This window comes from Lentzea terrae, from assembly GCF_003265345.1.
GTDB lineage: Bacteria > Actinomycetota > Actinomycetes > Mycobacteriales > Pseudonocardiaceae > Lentzea > Lentzea terrae.
Window position 1 is genome coordinate 132860 of sequence record NZ_QFWW01000003.1, and the last position, 16236, is coordinate 149095.

General features: G+C 67.0%; 19 protein-coding genes. 3 read left to right on the forward strand and 16 right to left on the reverse strand.

Annotated features, from left to right (window positions below):
• Positions 1-42: 42 nt before the first annotated feature.
• The 4 genes from DI276_RS06255 to eccB form a co-directional block, all read right to left on the reverse strand.
• Positions 43-378: a hypothetical protein gene (locus DI276_RS06255; RefSeq protein WP_112262331.1), complete on the reverse strand. Its 336-nt coding sequence runs from the start codon at positions 376-378 to the stop codon at positions 43-45.
• 77 nt (positions 379-455) lie between these two features.
• Positions 456-1523: a WXG100 family type VII secretion target gene (locus tag DI276_RS06260; protein ID WP_112262332.1), complete on the reverse strand. Its 1068-nt coding sequence runs from the start codon at positions 1521-1523 to the stop codon at positions 456-458.
• Entirely contained in the window at positions 1520-1852 is a 333-nt protein-coding gene (locus tag DI276_RS06265) for a hypothetical protein (protein WP_112262333.1), read from the reverse strand. Before DI276_RS06265 ends, DI276_RS06260 begins: the two co-directional genes overlap by 4 nt.
• 199 nt (positions 1853-2051) lie before the next feature.
• Positions 2052-3659: a type VII secretion protein EccB gene (gene eccB / locus DI276_RS06270; protein ID WP_112262415.1), complete on the reverse strand. Its 1608-nt coding sequence runs from the start codon at positions 3657-3659 to the stop codon at positions 2052-2054.
• Between the two features lie 264 nt (positions 3660-3923).
• Between eccB and eccE the strand changes: the two genes are divergently transcribed.
• From eccE to DI276_RS06285, 3 genes are all read left to right on the forward strand, one after another.
• Complete coding sequence (gene eccE, locus DI276_RS06275) at positions 3924-5138, forward strand: type VII secretion protein EccE (protein WP_408610501.1); 1215 nt, start codon at positions 3924-3926, stop codon at positions 5136-5138.
• Positions 5135-5860: a hypothetical protein gene (locus DI276_RS06280; RefSeq protein WP_112262335.1), complete on the forward strand. Its 726-nt coding sequence runs from the start codon at positions 5135-5137 to the stop codon at positions 5858-5860. The genes eccE and DI276_RS06280 overlap by 4 nt, the downstream gene beginning before the upstream one ends.
• Before the next feature lie 220 nt (positions 5861-6080).
• Positions 6081-7643: a S8 family peptidase gene (locus DI276_RS06285; protein ID WP_112262336.1), complete on the forward strand. Its 1563-nt coding sequence runs from the start codon at positions 6081-6083 to the stop codon at positions 7641-7643.
• A 185-nt stretch (positions 7644-7828) separates the two neighbouring features.
• On the opposite strand, the gene truA is transcribed toward DI276_RS06285, so the two are convergent.
• From truA to secY, 12 genes are all read right to left on the reverse strand, one after another.
• A complete protein-coding gene (truA, locus tag DI276_RS06290) occupies positions 7829-8620 on the reverse strand; it encodes a tRNA pseudouridine(38-40) synthase TruA (protein WP_198680487.1) in 792 nt (263 codons plus the stop codon).
• A gap of 59 nt (positions 8621-8679) precedes the next feature.
• Positions 8680-9240, reverse strand: a complete 561-nt coding sequence (rplQ, locus tag DI276_RS06295; protein ID WP_112262338.1) for a 50S ribosomal protein L17 — start codon at positions 9238-9240, stop codon at positions 8680-8682.
• Between the two features lie 48 nt (positions 9241-9288).
• On the reverse strand, positions 9289-10347 hold the full coding sequence (locus DI276_RS06300; protein WP_089915248.1) for a DNA-directed RNA polymerase subunit alpha: 1059 nt from the start codon (positions 10345-10347) through the stop codon (positions 9289-9291).
• Positions 10348-10498: 151 nt separating this feature from the next.
• Positions 10499-11104: a 30S ribosomal protein S4 gene (rpsD, locus tag DI276_RS06305; RefSeq protein WP_030472035.1), complete on the reverse strand. Its 606-nt coding sequence runs from the start codon at positions 11102-11104 to the stop codon at positions 10499-10501.
• Positions 11105-11127: 23 nt separating this feature from the next.
• The gene (rpsK, locus tag DI276_RS06310) at positions 11128-11535 is read right to left on the reverse strand and encodes a 30S ribosomal protein S11 (protein WP_030472036.1); all 408 of its coding nucleotides are present in this window, start codon (positions 11533-11535) and stop codon (positions 11128-11130) included.
• Between the two features lie 37 nt (positions 11536-11572).
• Positions 11573-11953 carry a 30S ribosomal protein S13 gene (gene rpsM / locus DI276_RS06315; protein WP_045309821.1) on the reverse strand — a complete coding sequence of 127 codons (381 nt, stop codon included), beginning with the start codon at positions 11951-11953 and terminating at the stop codon, positions 11573-11575.
• A 219-nt stretch (positions 11954-12172) separates the two neighbouring features.
• Entirely contained in the window at positions 12173-12286 is a 114-nt protein-coding gene (rpmJ, locus tag DI276_RS06320) for a 50S ribosomal protein L36 (protein ID WP_010148647.1), read from the reverse strand.
• 25 nt (positions 12287-12311) lie between these two features.
• Positions 12312-12533 (reverse strand): translation initiation factor IF-1, encoded by a 222-nt coding sequence (gene infA, locus DI276_RS06325; RefSeq protein WP_005166804.1) that lies wholly within the window; start codon positions 12531-12533, stop codon positions 12312-12314.
• A gap of 122 nt (positions 12534-12655) precedes the next feature.
• Entirely contained in the window at positions 12656-13342 is a 687-nt protein-coding gene (locus DI276_RS06330; protein WP_157984548.1) for a hypothetical protein, read from the reverse strand.
• Positions 13343-13437: 95 nt separating this feature from the next.
• Entirely contained in the window at positions 13438-14220 is a 783-nt protein-coding gene (gene map, locus DI276_RS06335; protein WP_112262340.1) for a type I methionyl aminopeptidase, read from the reverse strand.
• A 139-nt stretch (positions 14221-14359) separates the two neighbouring features.
• Entirely contained in the window at positions 14360-14920 is a 561-nt protein-coding gene (locus DI276_RS06340; protein ID WP_112262341.1) for an adenylate kinase, read from the reverse strand.
• A complete protein-coding gene (secY, locus tag DI276_RS06345; RefSeq protein ID WP_112262416.1) occupies positions 14921-16231 on the reverse strand; it encodes a preprotein translocase subunit SecY in 1311 nt (436 codons plus the stop codon). It abuts the gene before it with no gap.
• Positions 16232-16236 lie beyond the last annotated feature (5 nt).

A 16236-nucleotide genomic window follows, 5' to 3' on the forward strand; every position in this document is an offset into this window, starting at 1 on the left:
GCGGAAGTCGGCTTTCCGTCGGGGCCGTTTTCGTTTCGCCGCTCATGCGTGGAACCAGGAACCGCAGAGGATCTTGTGGCTCTGCGTCTCGAAGCAGGTGCGCCACCAGTAGTTCTCGTGGCGCAGGCCGCCGGTCCAGTTCGAGTTGGTCCGCAGGCCCAGCCTCCCGTCCCAGCTGGACGCGTTCCTGCTGGTCGCCCTGTCCATCCAGATGGCGGGCAGCACCGCGCCGTTGCTGCCCTGCGCGTTGCCCTGCGAGAAGGTCATGTAGGTCGCGTAGACGCCACCGATGACCTCCCTGTGCTCGGTGGCGCTGGCCGGTGCCGCTCCCACGACGAGACCGGCGACCGCCGCCACCGCAATCAAGATCTTCCGCATTGCCAGATCCCCGAACAGATCAACAGCTACCGCCGACCAGCGTAGTGTTGATCTTGGTTCGGTGCGACCGGAAGGGGTCAGTCGTCGTCGCCGATCACCTTCGGCGCCGCCTTCTTGGGCTTGCCGAGCAGATCGTCGATCGAGCCGGTGAGCCGCTGCTTGGGCTTGTGCTCCTTGTCGCCGCCCTGCTGACCGCCGGCGCCGCCCATCATCGGGCCCATCATTCCGCCGCCCATCATCCCCGCACCGGCTGCCGCACCCCCAGCGCGTCCACCAGCGGCCGCAGCGGCCGGGGCGGCCCCAGCACCCTTCTCCGAGGGCGGAGGCTGCTCAGAGATGCCTGTGGCGCCACCGAACTGCATCGGCTGCGACGGCGCGGCGGTCGCGGCGGGAGCACCGACCGAACCGACACCGCCACCAACGCCACCACCACCGGTCGACGGCGCACCGCCGCCCTTGCTCGCGGCGGCGGCCGTGTCGGAGGCCTTACCCGGCTCCGGCGCCTTCAGCTCCGGCTTGGCGGGCGCGGTGTAGGTCCAGTCCTTGTCGGGGTACTTGTGCTCCATCCGCACGGACGAGAAGTTGCCGGCCTCACCGGAAACCCCGTCGCACAGCTTGAGAAACGCCTCGAGCACCTGCCGCGCCGACTCGTGCAGCTCGCGGACCGGGTCCTTGAGCTCCTCGATGTGCTTGATCGCGCGCTGGTCGCCCTCCAGGGGCAGCGCCGCCGTGCCGGACACCGAGTCGGCGGCGTCGGCGAGCACGTGCGCCATGTCCTGCACGATGCCGCGGATCCCGTCGGCGGTCTCCTCGAGCGCGTCCGCCATGGCGTTCATCGCGTCGGACATGTCGCCGCCCGCGAGGCCCACCTTGCGCATGTGGTCGAGGAACGCGTCGGCGTCCTTGCCCTCCCACCGCGCGTCGACGCCGCCGAGCGGTGCCGCGACGTGCTTCGTGACCGCCTCGGTCACCTTCGCCGCCTTGCGCCAGCGTTCGGCTTCCTCGCGCAGGTCGTTCCAGTCACCCACCAGCGGGTCGAAGAAGTCGTGCACGAGGTCGACGACACCGAGCTTGCGGCTCACCCGCGAGAGGTAGTCGAGCTCGGGACCGACCTCGGCCGCGATCTGCCTGCCGTCCTTGGTCACCGCAACTCCCCCAGGCGCCGATCGGCCTTCTTGACGAGCTGCAGTGCCTCGTCGTCGTGGTACCCGTGCTGCTTGGCGACCTCGTGCAGGCCCTTGGCGACCGCGTCGAGCGTGTCGCAGGCACGGGCGAGCTGTGAGTTGAGCAGCTCGGCCGCACGAGCGTAGCCCTGGGAGTTGCCCAGCGTTCTGCCGATCTCGCCGAACGACTCGGGCCGCAGCGGCGAGACCTTCATGGCGTCCCGCACCCTGCGCAGGTCGTCCGTCGTGCCGTCGATCCGGTCGGCGTACTGCTCCAACCACTGCGGATCAACGGTGATGCGACCGGCCACAACTCCCCCTAAAAAACCCGTCCGGGTGCTGGGTGCGGCGGCCACAATCACCACCACGTCTTTCGGCGCTCAGCAGGGCACCTCGCACCCGTCTGACCGGCGAAAGACGCGGCGGCGGTTAGTGACCGCCGCACCTCGTCGCAAATCCGACGATGATGCACCCGGAACGGTTCCGCTACTCCCGCGCCTACTTCTGGGCCTACTTCTGGGTCGACTGCGGATCCTTGATCTGACCCTTCTGGGCCGGGGTGATCGCGTCGAAGCTGCGGTTCGCCTCGTTCTTGTTGAGCTGCGGTCCCATCGGCAGCAGGCTCAGGATCTGGTTCGGCGCCGGCGGGAAGTCGCCCTCCAGCCCGAGCGCCCCCGCGGTGCCCGCGTCCGGAATCCCGTAGCGGACGCCACGTCCGGTGACGATCTGCACCGGGCCGGTCCCGAAGTCGCCCTTGCCCTGGCTCGCCCGCACCACGGCCTGCTTGCCCGGCAGCATCAGGAACTGGTCGATGATCTCGCCACCGGCACCCGCCGCGTTCAGCTCGACCGGGGTCATCTCCTTCGGGCCGGGCAGCTTGGAGCCGATCGTGACCGAGGTGTGCTCGGCCTTGGTCGCCTCCGTGTAGTTCTCTGCCTTCCAGCCGAGGCAGACCACCGAGTTGCCGGCGTTCGCCTCCAGCGTGGTCGGGATCTTGATCGGGTAGGAGTCGAGCTTGATCGGGTTCTTCGGGTCCTTGTTGTTCGCGACCGCGCTCGGCGAGAGCTTGATCGCCTGCTTGTTGTTCAGGTACGCGTAGCGCAGGAGGTCGCCGACGGTCTCGTCGACGGTCTGGAAGCCGTCCTCGAGCGCCACCATGTACTCCGAGCCCGCATTGCGCTCGACCTCGACGAGCTCACCGATGTTGACCGTCGTCTCGGTGACGTAGGTCGCCTTCTTGCCCTGGTTCGCGATCAGCGGCGCATTCAGCGGTGCGACCTCGGGGATCGCGTTCAGCAGCGCCGTGCTGATGGCGCGCGGCTGCTTGCCCTTCAGCTTGAGGGCGTTCAGCACCTTGTCGTTCTTCAGGTCCACCTCGGCGCGCACCGTCGTCGACGAGATGTCCTTCAGGGACTGGGGCTTCTTGTAGATCAGGTACGCCTTCTTCGCGCCGGTCCGCTGCTGGACCAGGACGGCCTCGTCGCCCAGCTCCGGGTTGCCTCCGCTGACGCCCGCGATCACGGAGGTCTTGATCTGGTTCTCCGCCGCCTGGTTCTCGCGGAACTCGTCCAGGTCGAGCGTGTCGCAGACGGACCACTGCGCGTCGATGCGGAGGTTCGGCTTCGGCAGCACGTCCGGCGCGTCCGGCAGGCCGGTGAGGCGGCCGCGCGGCATCGACGCCAGCGTCGCCTCGCTCACCAGCTTCGGCTCGCCGCCCGCGACCTGGCTCTGGCCGGTGGTGCCGGCCGGTGCGTCGCCGCCACCGGCCTGCTGGTCGGGGTTGTTGCGCGAGTACCAGAGCAACCGGGCCGAGGCCAGGTTGGTCATGGGGATCAGCCGCTTCGGCGCGTTGTCGACCACGTAGACCTGGCCGGTCTCCTTGCTGATGGCGATCTGCGTGTTCTCGTCGAGGCGGGGCGCCGGCTTGAAGAGCCCGTACACGAGGAAGCCGAGCAGACCGACGACGCCCAGGACCACACCCACCGCTGTCGCACGCGAGTGGTTGCGCATGGGGTCATGCAGCATCACGGCGTCTCTGCGGACCAGGGCGGACTGCATCCGCCGCAGGACGAATTGGTAGGCCTGGACCTGTGACTTGGTGGTGGGTGTTGATGCCATTCTCGGCTCGCTGCTCTCCCAGTCGCGGTACGGTTCGGCAGGATAGCCGGACGCAGGTTGCTCCGTGGGCCGGTTCGCCAAGCCCACCGACCATCGAGGGGAAAGAGACCACAACGGATGTCCGTCACCACTCCACATCCGCCCCGGCCGAACCCAGGGATGGCACGGCCGCAGGGACCTGGGGTTCCTGGCCAGCAGGCACCTGTGCCTCCACGTCCTGTCGGGCGTGTCCGGCGCAGAGGTGCCGGCGTCAGCCTCGGCTCTTTGCCCGTCTCGAACGTAGTCACGATCGAGATCGGTCTCGCCATCGCACTCCTCGTTCTCACCCTCATGGGCGTGAAGAACTCGGCGGGAGCGCTCAACGTCGTGTCGGTGTCGATCGCCGGCGGTGTGCTGTTGATCGCACTCATCCTGGCGTTCACCCGATCGCGTGGACGTTGGCTCACCCAGTGGATCGGCGTTCGGCTGCGCTACAACTTCCGTTCGCACAGCCGGACGGCGAAGCGCGTCGAGCCGCAGGAGTCCAAGCCCGGTGACGACGAGATGCAGGTGCTCGGCCCGGAGGACCCGCGCGTCGCGTTGCTGCGCCTGGCCATCCCGGACCTGGTGATCGCGAAGGGCGTCGACCACGAACGCCGCCCGCTCGCGCTGTCGTGGCACGACGGCGTGTGGACCGCGGTGCTGCTCGTCGACCCGACGCCGCCGCTGATCTCCGCGGTCGGCACGGCACCGTCGCTGCCGCTGGGCGCGCTGGCACCGTGCCTGGAGGACCGCGGCGTGGTCCTGGACGCGATCACCGTGATCTGGCACTGCTACCCCGGCAGCGCGGCACTTCCGCCGAACTCGCCGGCGATCAGCTCGTACATGGAGGTGCTCGGCCCGCTGCCCGCGGCGGCCAGGCGCACCACGTGGATCACGGTGCGGCTCGACCCGCGCCGGTGTGGCGAGGCGATCAGGGAGCGTGGCGGCGGCGTCGTCGGTGCGCACCGCGCGTTGATCGGCGCGTTGTCCCGTGTCCGCAACGCTTTGGAGTCCGCGGGCGTGACGATCCGCCCGCTCGACTCGGACGAGCTGCTGCGCGCGGCGATCTCGTCGGCCGAGCTGACCGCCGCCGTCGGCAACACGAACCCCGTGTCGCTGCGGGAGAAGTGGTCGGGCGTCACCGCGGGTGGCGTTGGTCACGCCAGCTACGCGATCACCGGCTGGCCGTCGAAGGGCTTGAAGGGCAACCTGAACTCGCTCACGGGCGTGCGCGCTCTTTCGTCCACGCTGGCGATGTCGATCTCACCGTCCCGCGAGGACGGTCAGGTCTCGCTGCGCGGCCTGGTGCGGGTGAGCGCCCGCACGCCGAGCGAGCTGGACCGCGCGGAGGACCAGTTGTCGAAGCTGAGCGACAAGCTCGACATCACGCTGACCCCGTTGCGGGGCATGCAGCTCGCCGGCCTGGCCGCGACGCTGCCGCTGGGAGGTGTGGCATGAGCTCGTCCCGTCTGCTCGACTCACGCGGCCGCGACGGCGTGGCACCGGAGTTCCTGGTGTCGCCGAACATGCTCGACGTGGTCAGCCCGAGCGGCGACCGCGGCGGCATGATGCTCGGCCAGGGCGTCAAGGGCGAACCGCTGTCGGTGTCCGTGCTGCGCCCCACCCCGACCCGCATGGTGGTCGTCGGCGGCCTTTACCTGGCCCGCCAGATCGCGTTGCGCGCCATGGCCACCGGCGCGTTCATCATCATCGCGACGGGCCGCCCGCAGGCCTGGCAGCCCGTAGTCCGCGCGGCGGGCCAGGGCCCGGACGGCCGCCCGTCCCAGCTGGTGCAGCTGCGCCGCCTCTCCCCGGCCGACCTGCCCAGGCCGACCGAGGACATGCCGCTGCTGGTGATCCACGACGGCGGCCACGTCCCGCAGGAGCTCTTCCCGCCCCGCGCGCCGTGGCAGACCACGATGTACGTGCTGCCGTACCTGCACCCGCAGGCCTCGTCGACGGCGAACAACGCGGACCTCGTGCTGCTGCAACGCCTCCCGATGGGCCAGGCCCAGCTGGCCGGTCAGATGTGGCGCCTGCGCCCGCAGATGTTCCAGCAGCTGACCCAGCTGAAGGACGACCAGGTCATCGCGATGGGCCAGGACATGTGGGCGCACCTGCGCCTGTACACCACGCCCGCCGAACAGCAGATCCTCGGCGCAGTGCGCAGAGGCGATTGAGACGCTCGACGAAATAGGCGAAACTTGCGCCCCGGACGGTGAACCGTTCGGGGCGCAATTGTTCTGTCCATAGCTCAGCGGCACCAACTAATTCACAGGCCCCGCAAATCTGTGGATTCGCCATTCGAAGGTAATTCCGTGGACCTTCTTGTGCGAAATCCGTCTGCGCCACTAAGAAAACTCTCACCCGCACGACCCTGCGACGAGGGAGCACGCTGCTATGGGAGAATCGTGGCTCAGACGAGCGGCTGGAATCGGACTGGTGGCGAGCACCGCGCTCGCACTGACGTCCGTCTCCGCCACCGCTGCGCCCGAGGGGGAGATTCGCAACCTCGGTGCGTCCAACGCGGTCAAGGACAACTACATCGTCGTGCTGAAGGACGTCAGCACCGCAAGCGTCGAGAACATCAGCGCTAAGTACAGCGCGAAGGTGAAGCACTCTTACAAGTCCGCTTTGCGCGGTTTCTCCGCCCAGATGTCCGAGTCCGACGCGAAGCGCCTGGCCCTGGACCCGAGCGTCGCCTACGTCGAACAGGACGCCGAAGTCCGCATTTCGGACACGCAAACCCCCACTCCGTCCTGGGGCCTGGACCGAATCGACCAGCGCACCCTCCCCCTGGACAACAGCTACACCTACCCGAACCGCGGCGCAGGCGTCACCGCCTACATCATCGACACGGGCATCCGCATCTCCCACACCGACTTCGGCGGCCGCGCCGTCCACGGCCGCGACACCGTGGACAACGACAACGATGCCACCGACTGCAACGGCCACGGAACCCACGTCGCGGGCACCGTGGGCGGCACCAAGTACGGCGTGGCCAAGGACGTGAAGCTGGTAGCCGTCCGAGTCCTGAACTGCGCGGGCTCCGGCACCTTCGCGGGCGTGATCGCCGGCATCGACTGGGTGACCGAGCAGGTCAACAACAACCCGGCCAACAAGCCCGCAGTCGCCAACATGTCCCTGGGCGGCGGCGCCAACCAAACCGTCGACGACGCCGTGAAGCGCTCCATCACCGCAGGCGTCACCTACGGCCTGGCCGCAGGCAACGACAACGGCGGCAACGCCTGCAACACCTCACCGGCCCGCACCCCGGAAGCCATCACGGTCGGCTCCACCGACCGCACCGACGCCCGCTCGTCGTTCTCCAACCTGGGCAACTGCCTCGACATCTTCGCCCCGGGCCGCGACATCACCTCAGCCTGGCTGACCAACGACGACGCCACGAACACCATCAGCGGCACCTCAATGGCCACCCCGCACGTCGTAGGCGCAGCGGCGGTCTACCTGGGCTCGTCCCCCACGGCCACCCCGCAACAGGTCCGCGACGCCCTGGTCGAGAACTCCAGCCCCGACGTCGTCAGCAACCCAGGCGCAGGCTCCCCGAACAAGCTCCTGCACATCACCGGCACCGCCCCGGGCAACCCGCCGGGCCAGTGCCCATCGGCCACCAACGACACCGACACGGCCATCCCAGACGCCTCCTCGGTGACCTCGTCGATCACGATCGCCGACTGCAACGGCAAGGCCAGCGCAGCGGGGACCGTGAAGGTGGCCATCAAGCACACCTACCGAGGCGACCTGGAACTGGCCCTGATCGCCCCGTCGGGCGCAGTGAAGCTCCTGAAGGTCTCCAGCGGCAACGACAGCGCAGACGACATCAACGCCACCTACAACGTCAACGTGTCCACTGAGGACGCAAACGGCGCCTGGCAACTGAGGGTCCTCGACCTCTACCGCCAGGACACGGGCCACATCGACTCGTGGACGCTGGACATCTGACCCACACACCACCCACCCCTCGGAGCCCCCGGTCCCCCCGCCGGGGGCTCCTCCCTTTCCAGCGCAAGGCCGAAGGCGAGGTGCCTACGCAGCGCGCAGCCGCCCACAGCAACAGGCGTGCCATCAACCCGAGAGCGGCGTGGGAAACGCTACGAACCCGGCGCAAACACGCCGGAACGGCGGCCTCAGGACAGCGTCCGGACCTTCCGAGTCGCCTCAGCCCGAGCCGCCAACTCCGAATCAGCCGGAAAGTCCACCCGAACCAGGCTCAACCCATGAGCCGGAGCCACCGTCACCCCGCTGGCCCGCCCAGAGAGCGACAACAACGACGAAGGCCACGCAACAGCCTTCCGCCCCTCCCCAACAGCCAGCAACGCCCCAACGAGCGACCGAACCATCGAGTGGCAAAACGCATCAGCAGACACAAACGCCGTGATCACACCATCAGAAGCCGACCGCACCAGCTCAAGCCGCTGCAACTCCCGAATCGTCGTGGCACCCTCACGCCGCTTGCAGAAGGCACAAAAATCGTGCTCCCCCAACAACAACCCAGCCGCGACGTTCATGGCGTCCACATCCAACGGACGCGGCCAAGCCAAGGTGTCCAACCGCCGCAACGGATGCGCCCCAAACGCAGCATCCGTGATCCGGTACTCGTAATGCCGCCGCAACGCAGAAAACCGAGCGTCAAACGCAGCAGGCACCACACGCGCGGAGAACACACGCACGTCAGCAGGCAGCACACGGGCCAACCGCCGAGGCAAGCCCTCGACATCCACAGTGGACGGCAAATCAGCATGGGCGACCTGTCCGGACGCGTGCACCCCAGCATCCGTCCGCCCGGCCACAGTCAGTACAACGTCCTCACGCAACACCATCGACAGGGTGTCCTCGAGAACGCCACAAACGGTCCGGCGAGAAGGCTGACGAGCCCACCCGGAGAACTCGGTCCCGTCATACCCCAGATCAAAGCGCACACGAACGAGCCCGCCGTCCCCAGCAGCGGGAACGACGGGCTCGTCAGCAGTCGTACGACTCAGGACTCGTCCTTCTTGGACTCGGCCTTCTCGTCCGCCTTCTCCTCGGCCTCGACGGCCTCAGCGGTCGGCTCGCCGTCAACCTCGACAGCGTCCTCGGCCTTGGTCTCGTCGGCGTCGGCCTCGACGACAGCGGCCTCAGCCGGCTTCTCGTCCTTGGCGAACTTGGTCTTGCGCGCAGCCTCGGCCTCGGTGGAGACGAGCTTCTGCTGCACCAGCTCGATGATGGCCATGGGGGCGTTGTCGCCCTTGCGCGCCAGCGTCTTGGTGATGCGGGTGTAGCCACCGGAACGGTCGCTGAAGAACGGACCGATCTCGGCGATCAGCTTGTGCACGACGTCCTTGTCGCGGATCGTCTTCATGATCTCGCGACGGTTGTGCAGGTCACCGACCTTGGCCTTGCTGATGAGCTTCTCGGCGTACGGACGCAGCCGCTTCGCCTTCGCCTCAGTGGTCTTGATCCGGCCGTGCTGGAACAGCGCCGTCGCCAGGTTGGCGAGCAGCAGCCGCTCGTGCGCCGGAGACCCACCGAGCCGGGGGCCCTTGGTAGGGGTGGGCATCGCTTACTCCTGTAACTAAAAGAGATCCTCTAGCTCTGAATCAGAGCGTCAGAGCTGCTCGGTCTCCGCGTAGTCCTGACCGTCGTCGTGCGGGTCCAGGCCGGCACCGGCGCCCCAGCCCGTGTCACCGGGGTGGTAGTCGGCAGCAGCCGCGGACGGGTCGAACCCAGGAGGCGAGTCCTTCAGGGCGAGGCCGAGGCCGACGAGCTTCATCTTGACCTCGTCGATCGACTTCGCACCGAAGTTGCGGATGTCCAGCAGGTCCGCCTCGCTGCGCGACACGAGCTCGCCGACGGTGTGGATGCCTTCCCGCTTCAAGCAGTTGTAGGAACGGACCGTGAGGTCCAGATCCTCGATAGGCATCGCGAACGCGGCGATGGTGTCGGCCTCGGCCGGCGACGGGCCGATCTCGATGCCCTCGGCGTCGATGTTCAGCTCGCGAGCGAGGCCGAACAGCTCAACCAGGGTCTTACCCGCGGAGGCAACCGCGTCCCTCGGGGTGATCGAGGGCTTGGTCTCCACGTCGAGGATCAGCTTGTCGAAGTCCGTGCGCTGCTCGACACGAGTCGCCTCGACCTTGTACGTCACCTTGAGCACCGGCGAGTAGATCGAGTCGACGGGGATGCGGCCGATCTCGGCGCCCGCCTGCTTGTTCTGCACCGCAGGGACGTAGCCGCGACCGCGCTCGACGACGAGCTCGATCTCCAGCTTGCCCTTGCCGTTCAGGGTCGCGATGTGCAGGTCGGGGTTGTGCACGGTGACACCGGCCGGAGGCACGATGTCGCCCGCGGTCACCACACCGGGGCCCTGCTTGCGCAGGTACATGGTCACCGGCTCGTCCTCCTCGGACGAGACGACGAGCTCCTTCAGGTTCAGGATGACGTCGGTGACGTCCTCCTTCACCCCGGGAACCGTGGTGAACTCGTGCAGCACGCCGTCGATGCGGATGCTCGTGACAGCAGCACCGGGGATCGACGAGAGCAGCGTGCGGCGGATCGAGTTGCCGAGCGTGTAACCGAAGCCCGGCTCCAGCGGTTCGATGACGAACCGGGAACGGGTCTCGGAGACCGCTTCCTCGCCGAGCGAGGGGCGCTGGGAAATCAGCACTGGGTTCTTCCTTCCACCAACGACGCCCGCTATTTGACGCCGTCAACAACAGCCAGCCACGAGGACCGGCAAACGCACTCGGCACACCCTTCGCGCCGATGCGGGACCCGACCCGAGCGACCGTCCGCAGTGGACGGTCGCTCGGAGAGGATCACTTCGAGTAGAGCTCGACGATGAGCTGCTCGGTGACAGGCGTGTCGATCTGCGCGCGCTCGGGCAGCTGGTGCACGAGGATGCGCAGGTTCGAGGGAACGACCTGCAGCCAAGCCGGGATCGGGCGGTCACCGAAGGACGCGCGAGCAGCCTCGAAGGGCAGCGTCGGCATGGACTTCGGCTTCACGTCGATGATGTCGAACTTCGACACCTGGTAGCTCGGGATGTTCACCTTGTGGCCGTTGACCAGAAAGTGCCCGTGGCTGACCAGCTGGCGAGCCTGGCGACGCGTGCGGGCGAGGCCCGCGCGGTACACCACGTTGTCGAGGCGGGCCTCGAGGATCTGGAGCAGGTTCTCACCGGTCTTGCCCGGACGACGAACCGCTTCCTTGTAGTAGCGGACGAACTGCTTCTCGAGGACGCCGTAGGTGTAGCGAGCCTTCTGCTTCTCCTGGAGCTGCAGCAGGTACTCGGACTCCTTGACCCGGCCGCGGCCGTGCTGGCCGGGCGGGTACGGACGGCGCTCGAACGCCTGGTCCCCACCAACGAGGTCGACCTTCAGGCGGCGCGAGATACGCGTCGCAGGTCCCGTGTAACGAGCCATTAGTTCTTACTCCTCCCCGTGCCTCAGACCCGGCGCCGCTTGGGCGGGCGGCAGCCGTTGTGGGGCTGCGGGGTCACGTCCTGGATGGTGCCGACCTCGAGACCGGCGGCCTGCAGCGAACGGATCGCGGTCTCACGGCCGGAGCCGGGACCCTTGACGAACACGTCCACCTTGCGCATGCCGTGCTCGGCGGCCTTGCGGGCGGCGTTCTCGGCAGCCATCTGCGCCGCGAACGGCGTGGACTTGCGCGAGCCCTTGAAACCCACGTGGCCGGCGGACGCCCAGCTGATCACGTTGCCCATCGGGTCCGTGATGGACACGATGGTGTTGTTGAACGTGCTCTTGATGTGCGCCTGGCCGTGCGAGACGTTCTTCTTTTCCTTGCGCCGGATCTTCTTGACCCCGGCGCCCTGACGGGACTTCGGTGGCAAAACGAGCTCCTAAGTTGAGGGCAGTAGACGCGAGGTCTTACTTCTTGCCGGCCTTCTTCTTGCCGGCCACGGTCTTCTTCGGACCCTTGCGGGTACGGGCGTTCGTCTTGGTGCGCTGTCCGCGAACGGGCAGGCCACGACGGTGCCGAAGACCTTCGTAGCAACCGATCTCCATCTTGCGACGGATGTCGGCCGCGACCTCACGGCGAAGGTCACCCTCGACCTTGTAGTTCGTCTCGATGTGGTCCCGCAGCTTGGCGAGGTCGTCGTCCGTCAGATCCTTCACCCGGAGGTCCGGGGAGATCTCCGTGGCGGCGAGCAGCTCCTTGGAGCGCGTACGACCGATGCCGAAGATGTAGGTGAGCGCGATCTCCATCCGCTTTTCGCGGGGGAGGTCGACGCCAGCGAGTCGTGCCATGTGGCGGTTAACTCCTGTCGATTACTTCCAGGTCTGCTCCTCGTCCAGTTCCGGTGACTGACTCGCTGTGTGTCGTTCCGGCTGTTCTCACAACCGGTGTCCCGGCCCCGGCCTGGAATCCGGGGGTGTCCGCACGCCTGAAGCCCTGCGTGCGGCAGGTACGAGGAGGCTTCTCGTTACTGCGTCATCGAGGATCTCGACGAGCGCGAGTGGAACTGCTCAGCCCTGGCGCTGCTTGTGGCGCAGGTTCTCGCAGATCACCATGACCCGGCCGTGACGGCGGATCACCTTGCACTTGTCGCAGATCTTCTTGACGCTCGGCTGAACCTTCACGCCTGAGATCTCCTGCTACTGGAGGTCACTTGTAGCGGTAGACGATGCGCCCGCGGGACAGGTCGTAGGGCGAGAGCTCCACGACAACCCGGTCCTCAGGGAGGATGCGGATGTAGTGCTGTCGCATCTTGCCGCTGATGTGCGCGAGTACCTTGTGACCGTTCTCCAACTCGACCCTGAACATCGCGTTGGGGAGCGGCTCGACTACGCGGCCCTCGACCTCAATGGCCCCGTCCTTCTTGCCCATGTCCTCCGCGTTTCGTGACGGTGATAATAACCTTTGGACGCGCGTCAGTCCGGCTCGATCTCACCAGCAAGGGCATGACAGAACCGGCGCGACGGATGCGCCACCTGACCAGTGTACGCAGTTCACTCCGGCAACCCAAATCGGCCCCGCTCTGCGCCGTCACCCGGTCGTGCGTGGCTGGCCAGCAGGGCCCTGAGCCGGGTGATCTCGTTGATCTCCGACTCGTGCAGCCCGAGCACGGACTTGAGCGTGCGGACCCGCTGAGCTGCGATCGCGCTGCCGTAGCCGGTCTCGTCGGAGCACTCCTGAGCTGCGTTGTCGAGCGCCAGGTCGCCGGATCCGATGCCGTAGCTCTCGAGGCTCGGGTCGCCGGGGCCGCGCTGCGTGAACCCGGCCCGGTCGAGGCAGTGCAGCAGCGTCACCGAGAGGGCGCGCGTCTGGGCGGCCTCCGGCCCGGATTTCAGCCGTGCCTCCCACTCGCGGACCACGGTGTCGTGCAGTGCCGTGATGCGACTCACGGCGCCGACGTACTCCGGCCCGGCAGCAGCCCTGGCCGATCCCCCGCAGCCATCGGCCGCCGGCGGCGGACTCAGGAAGTTGGGCCGGACGATCCGCACGTCGGCGAACGGCGGCTCGCACCTCTCCACTTCGGCGATGGTGTCGGCCAGGAAGATCCGGTTGGCGATCTGCTCCGGCGGAACGTCCTGGTAGGTGTAGTCGGTGGCCGGCTTCGTGGCAGCGCAGCCTGAAACGGAAATCAGAAGGGCGGACAGGACGAAGCGGTGCACCCGCACAATGCCCCCAGACATTGGATTTCGCTCGTCACCTCGACCATATCCGAGCTGACAAACGAAATAACCCCGCTCACCTCACGGCGAACGGGGTCATTCCAAGTCTCGAGGGCTTAATCCTCCTCGGGCGCGGTGAGCACCCAGGGGCCTTCCTCGGTGATCGCGACGCTGTGCTCCCAGTGCGCGGCCCGCGTCCCGTCGAGCGTGATGACGGTCCAGCCGTCCTCGAGCTCCTGGGAGTCGTCCGTGCCGAGGGTCAGCATCGGCTCGATCGCGATGGCCATGCCGACCTTGAGCTTCGGGCCCTTGCCGGGCTTGCCGAAGTTCGGCAGGAACGGGTCCATGTGCATCTTGGTGCCGATGCCGTGGCCGCCGTAGTCCGCGACGATGCCGTACTCGATGCCGTCGCGCTCGCCCGACTCGATGGCCGACGACTCGATGGCGAACGAGATGTCCGTGAGCCGTCCACCCGGCACCGCAGCCTCGATGCCCGCGAGCATCGACAGCCTGGTGGCCTCGGACAGCTTGTGGTCGGCCGGCGAGAGCTCACCGCAGCCGACGGTGACGGCCGAGTCGCCGTGCCAGCCGTCGAGGATCGCACCGCAGTCGATCGAGATCAGGTCGCCCTCGGCGAGCACCTGCTTCTTGCTCGGGATGCCGTGGACGATCTGCTCGTTCACCGACGCGCAGATGCTCGCCGGGAAGCCGTGGTAACCCTTGAACGACGGGATGGCGCCGGCGTCGCGAATGGTCTGCTCGGCGATCTCGTCGAGCTCCCACGTGGACACGCCGGCCTTCACCGCGTCGACGACGTTGCGCAACGCGCGCGCCACGACCAGGCCGGAGGCGCGCATCGCCTCCAGCTCGCCGCGGGTCTTGATCTCGATCTTGCTCATGCCTTCACCAAACGATCAACTAAGCGCGCCTAAGGCACGAAACGTTCGGGCGCGCACCGCCCGAACACGCGGGGCCGGGGGTCGTCCCCGAAAAGCACTGCGGGCTTCGACCAGCGTCAAAGCCCGCCTCGGCCACCCGTCACTTCTCGCCGCGCAGCGAGTGCAGCGCCGCGAGGGCACGCTCGCTGATCTCGTCGATCTCACCGACGGCGTCGATGGAGATGACCTTCTCCGCGTAGTAGCTGAGCAGCGGCGCAGTCTCGTTGCGGTACACCTGCTGGCGGTGCCGGATGACCTCTTCCTTGTCATCCGTGCGCCCGCGCGCGAGCAGCCGCTCGACCACGACGTCCTCGTCGACCCGGAACTCCAGCACGGCGTCGAGCTCGTGGCCACCTGCGGCCAGGAACTCGCCCAGCTTGTCGGCCTGCGCCACGTTGCGCGGGAACCCGTCGAGCAGGAACCCGTGCTCCGCATCCGACTCGGCCAGGCGCTTGCGCACCATCTCGTTCGTGATGGAGTCAGGAACCAGCGCGCCCTCGTCGAGGATGCTCTGCACCTCGAGGCCGAGTTCGGTCTGGTTGCTGATGTGTGACCGGAAGAGGTCGCCCGTCGAGATGTGCGGCACGCCGAGCTTGCGGCTCAACACTTCAGCCTGGGTGCCCTTGCCCGCACCGGGCGGGCCAACGAGAACGAGTCGCATCTAGCGGAGGAACCCTTCGTAATTGCGCTGCATGAGCTGGCTCTCGATCTGCTTCACGGTGTCGAGACCGACACCGACCATGATCAGAACCGCGGTGCCGCCGAACGGGAAGTTCTGGTTCTGCCCGTCACCGGTCAGGTCCAGGAACAGGTTCGGCAGGATCGCCACGATGCCGAGGTAGAGCGAGCCGGGGAGCGTGATGCGACCCAGCACGAACTTGAGGTACTCGGCGGTCGGACGACCAGGACGGATGCCGGGGATGAAGCCACCGAACTTCTTCATCTCGTCAGCACGCTCGTCCGGGTTGAACGTGATGCCGACGTAGAAGTACGTGAAGAAGACGATCAGCAAGAAGTACGACGCGATGTGCACCCAGCTCGACTGCTTGACCAGGTAGGTCTGCACGAAGGTCGAGAACCAGTTCGTCTCGGTCGAGGACCCCTGGGTGAGGCGCACGATCAGGTCCGGCAGGTAGAGCAGCGACGAGGCGAAGATGACCGGGATGACGCCGGCCTGGTTCACCTTGAGAGGAAGGTACGTCGAAGTGCCGCCGTACATGCGACGGCCGATCATGCGCTTGGCGTACTGCACCGGGATGCGGCGCTGGGCCTGCTCGACGTAGATGACGCTCGCGATGATGAGAAGAGCGGCGACACACACGAGAGTGAAGGTGATCGGGCTCTTGTCGAGGATGTTCTTGCCCTCGGCCGGAATCCGGGCGGCGATACCGGTGAAGATCAGCAACGACATGCCGTTGCCGATGCCCTTCTCCGTGATCAGCTCACCCAGCCACATGATGACCGAGGTACCGGCGGTCATGGTGATGACCAGCACGATGAGGGTGAAGATGCTGTCCTTGCCAGGAATGACGTCCTGGTCGCACTCGCCGAACAGCTGCCCGCGCACCGCCAGGGCGACCAGACCGGTGGACTGCAGGATCGCCAGCCCGATGGTCAGGTACCGCGTGTACTGCGTCAGCTTGCCCTGACCGGACTGCCCTTCCTTCTTCAGCTGCTCGAACCGCGGAATCACCACGGTGAGGAGCTGAATGATGATGCTCGCGGTGATGTAGGGCATGATGCCCAGCGCGAACACGGACAGGTTGAGCAACGCTCCACCGCTGAACAGGTTGATCAGCGAGTAGATGTTCTGGCCTTCAAGCTGCTCGGCACACGCCCGCACGTTCTTGAAGGACACGCCCGGCGCGGGCATGGTCGCACCAAGCCGGTACACAATGATGATCCCGAGCGTAAACAGGATCTTCTTGCGTAGATCCGGCGTCGCGAGAGCCGAGCGGAATGCGCCGAGCACGCGAA

Coding starts and splice junctions, on each gene's coding strand:
- DI276_RS06255 (WP_112262331.1), bottom strand. CDS start 378: ATGCGGAAGATCTTGATTGCGGTGGCGGCGGTCGCCGGTCTCGTCGTG.
- eccB (WP_112262415.1), bottom strand. CDS start 3,659: ATGGCATCAACACCCACCACCAAGTCACAGGTCCAGGCCTACCAATTC.
- DI276_RS06280 (WP_112262335.1), top strand. CDS start 5,135: ATGAGCTCGTCCCGTCTGCTCGACTCACGCGGCCGCGACGGCGTGGCA.
- DI276_RS06285 (WP_112262336.1), top strand. CDS start 6,081: ATGGGAGAATCGTGGCTCAGACGAGCGGCTGGAATCGGACTGGTGGCG.
- rplQ (WP_112262338.1), bottom strand. CDS start 9,240: ATGCCCACCCCTACCAAGGGCCCCCGGCTCGGTGGGTCTCCGGCGCAC.
- rpsD (WP_030472035.1), bottom strand. CDS start 11,104: ATGGCTCGTTACACGGGACCTGCGACGCGTATCTCGCGCCGCCTGAAG.
- rpsM (WP_045309821.1), bottom strand. CDS start 11,953: ATGGCACGACTCGCTGGCGTCGACCTCCCCCGCGAAAAGCGGATGGAG.
- infA (WP_005166804.1), bottom strand. CDS start 12,533: ATGGGCAAGAAGGACGGGGCCATTGAGGTCGAGGGCCGCGTAGTCGAG.
- DI276_RS06330 (WP_157984548.1), bottom strand. CDS start 13,342: ATGTCTGGGGGCATTGTGCGGGTGCACCGCTTCGTCCTGTCCGCCCTT.
- map (WP_112262340.1), bottom strand. CDS start 14,220: ATGAGCAAGATCGAGATCAAGACCCGCGGCGAGCTGGAGGCGATGCGC.
- DI276_RS06340 (WP_112262341.1), bottom strand. CDS start 14,920: ATGCGACTCGTTCTCGTTGGCCCGCCCGGTGCGGGCAAGGGCACCCAG.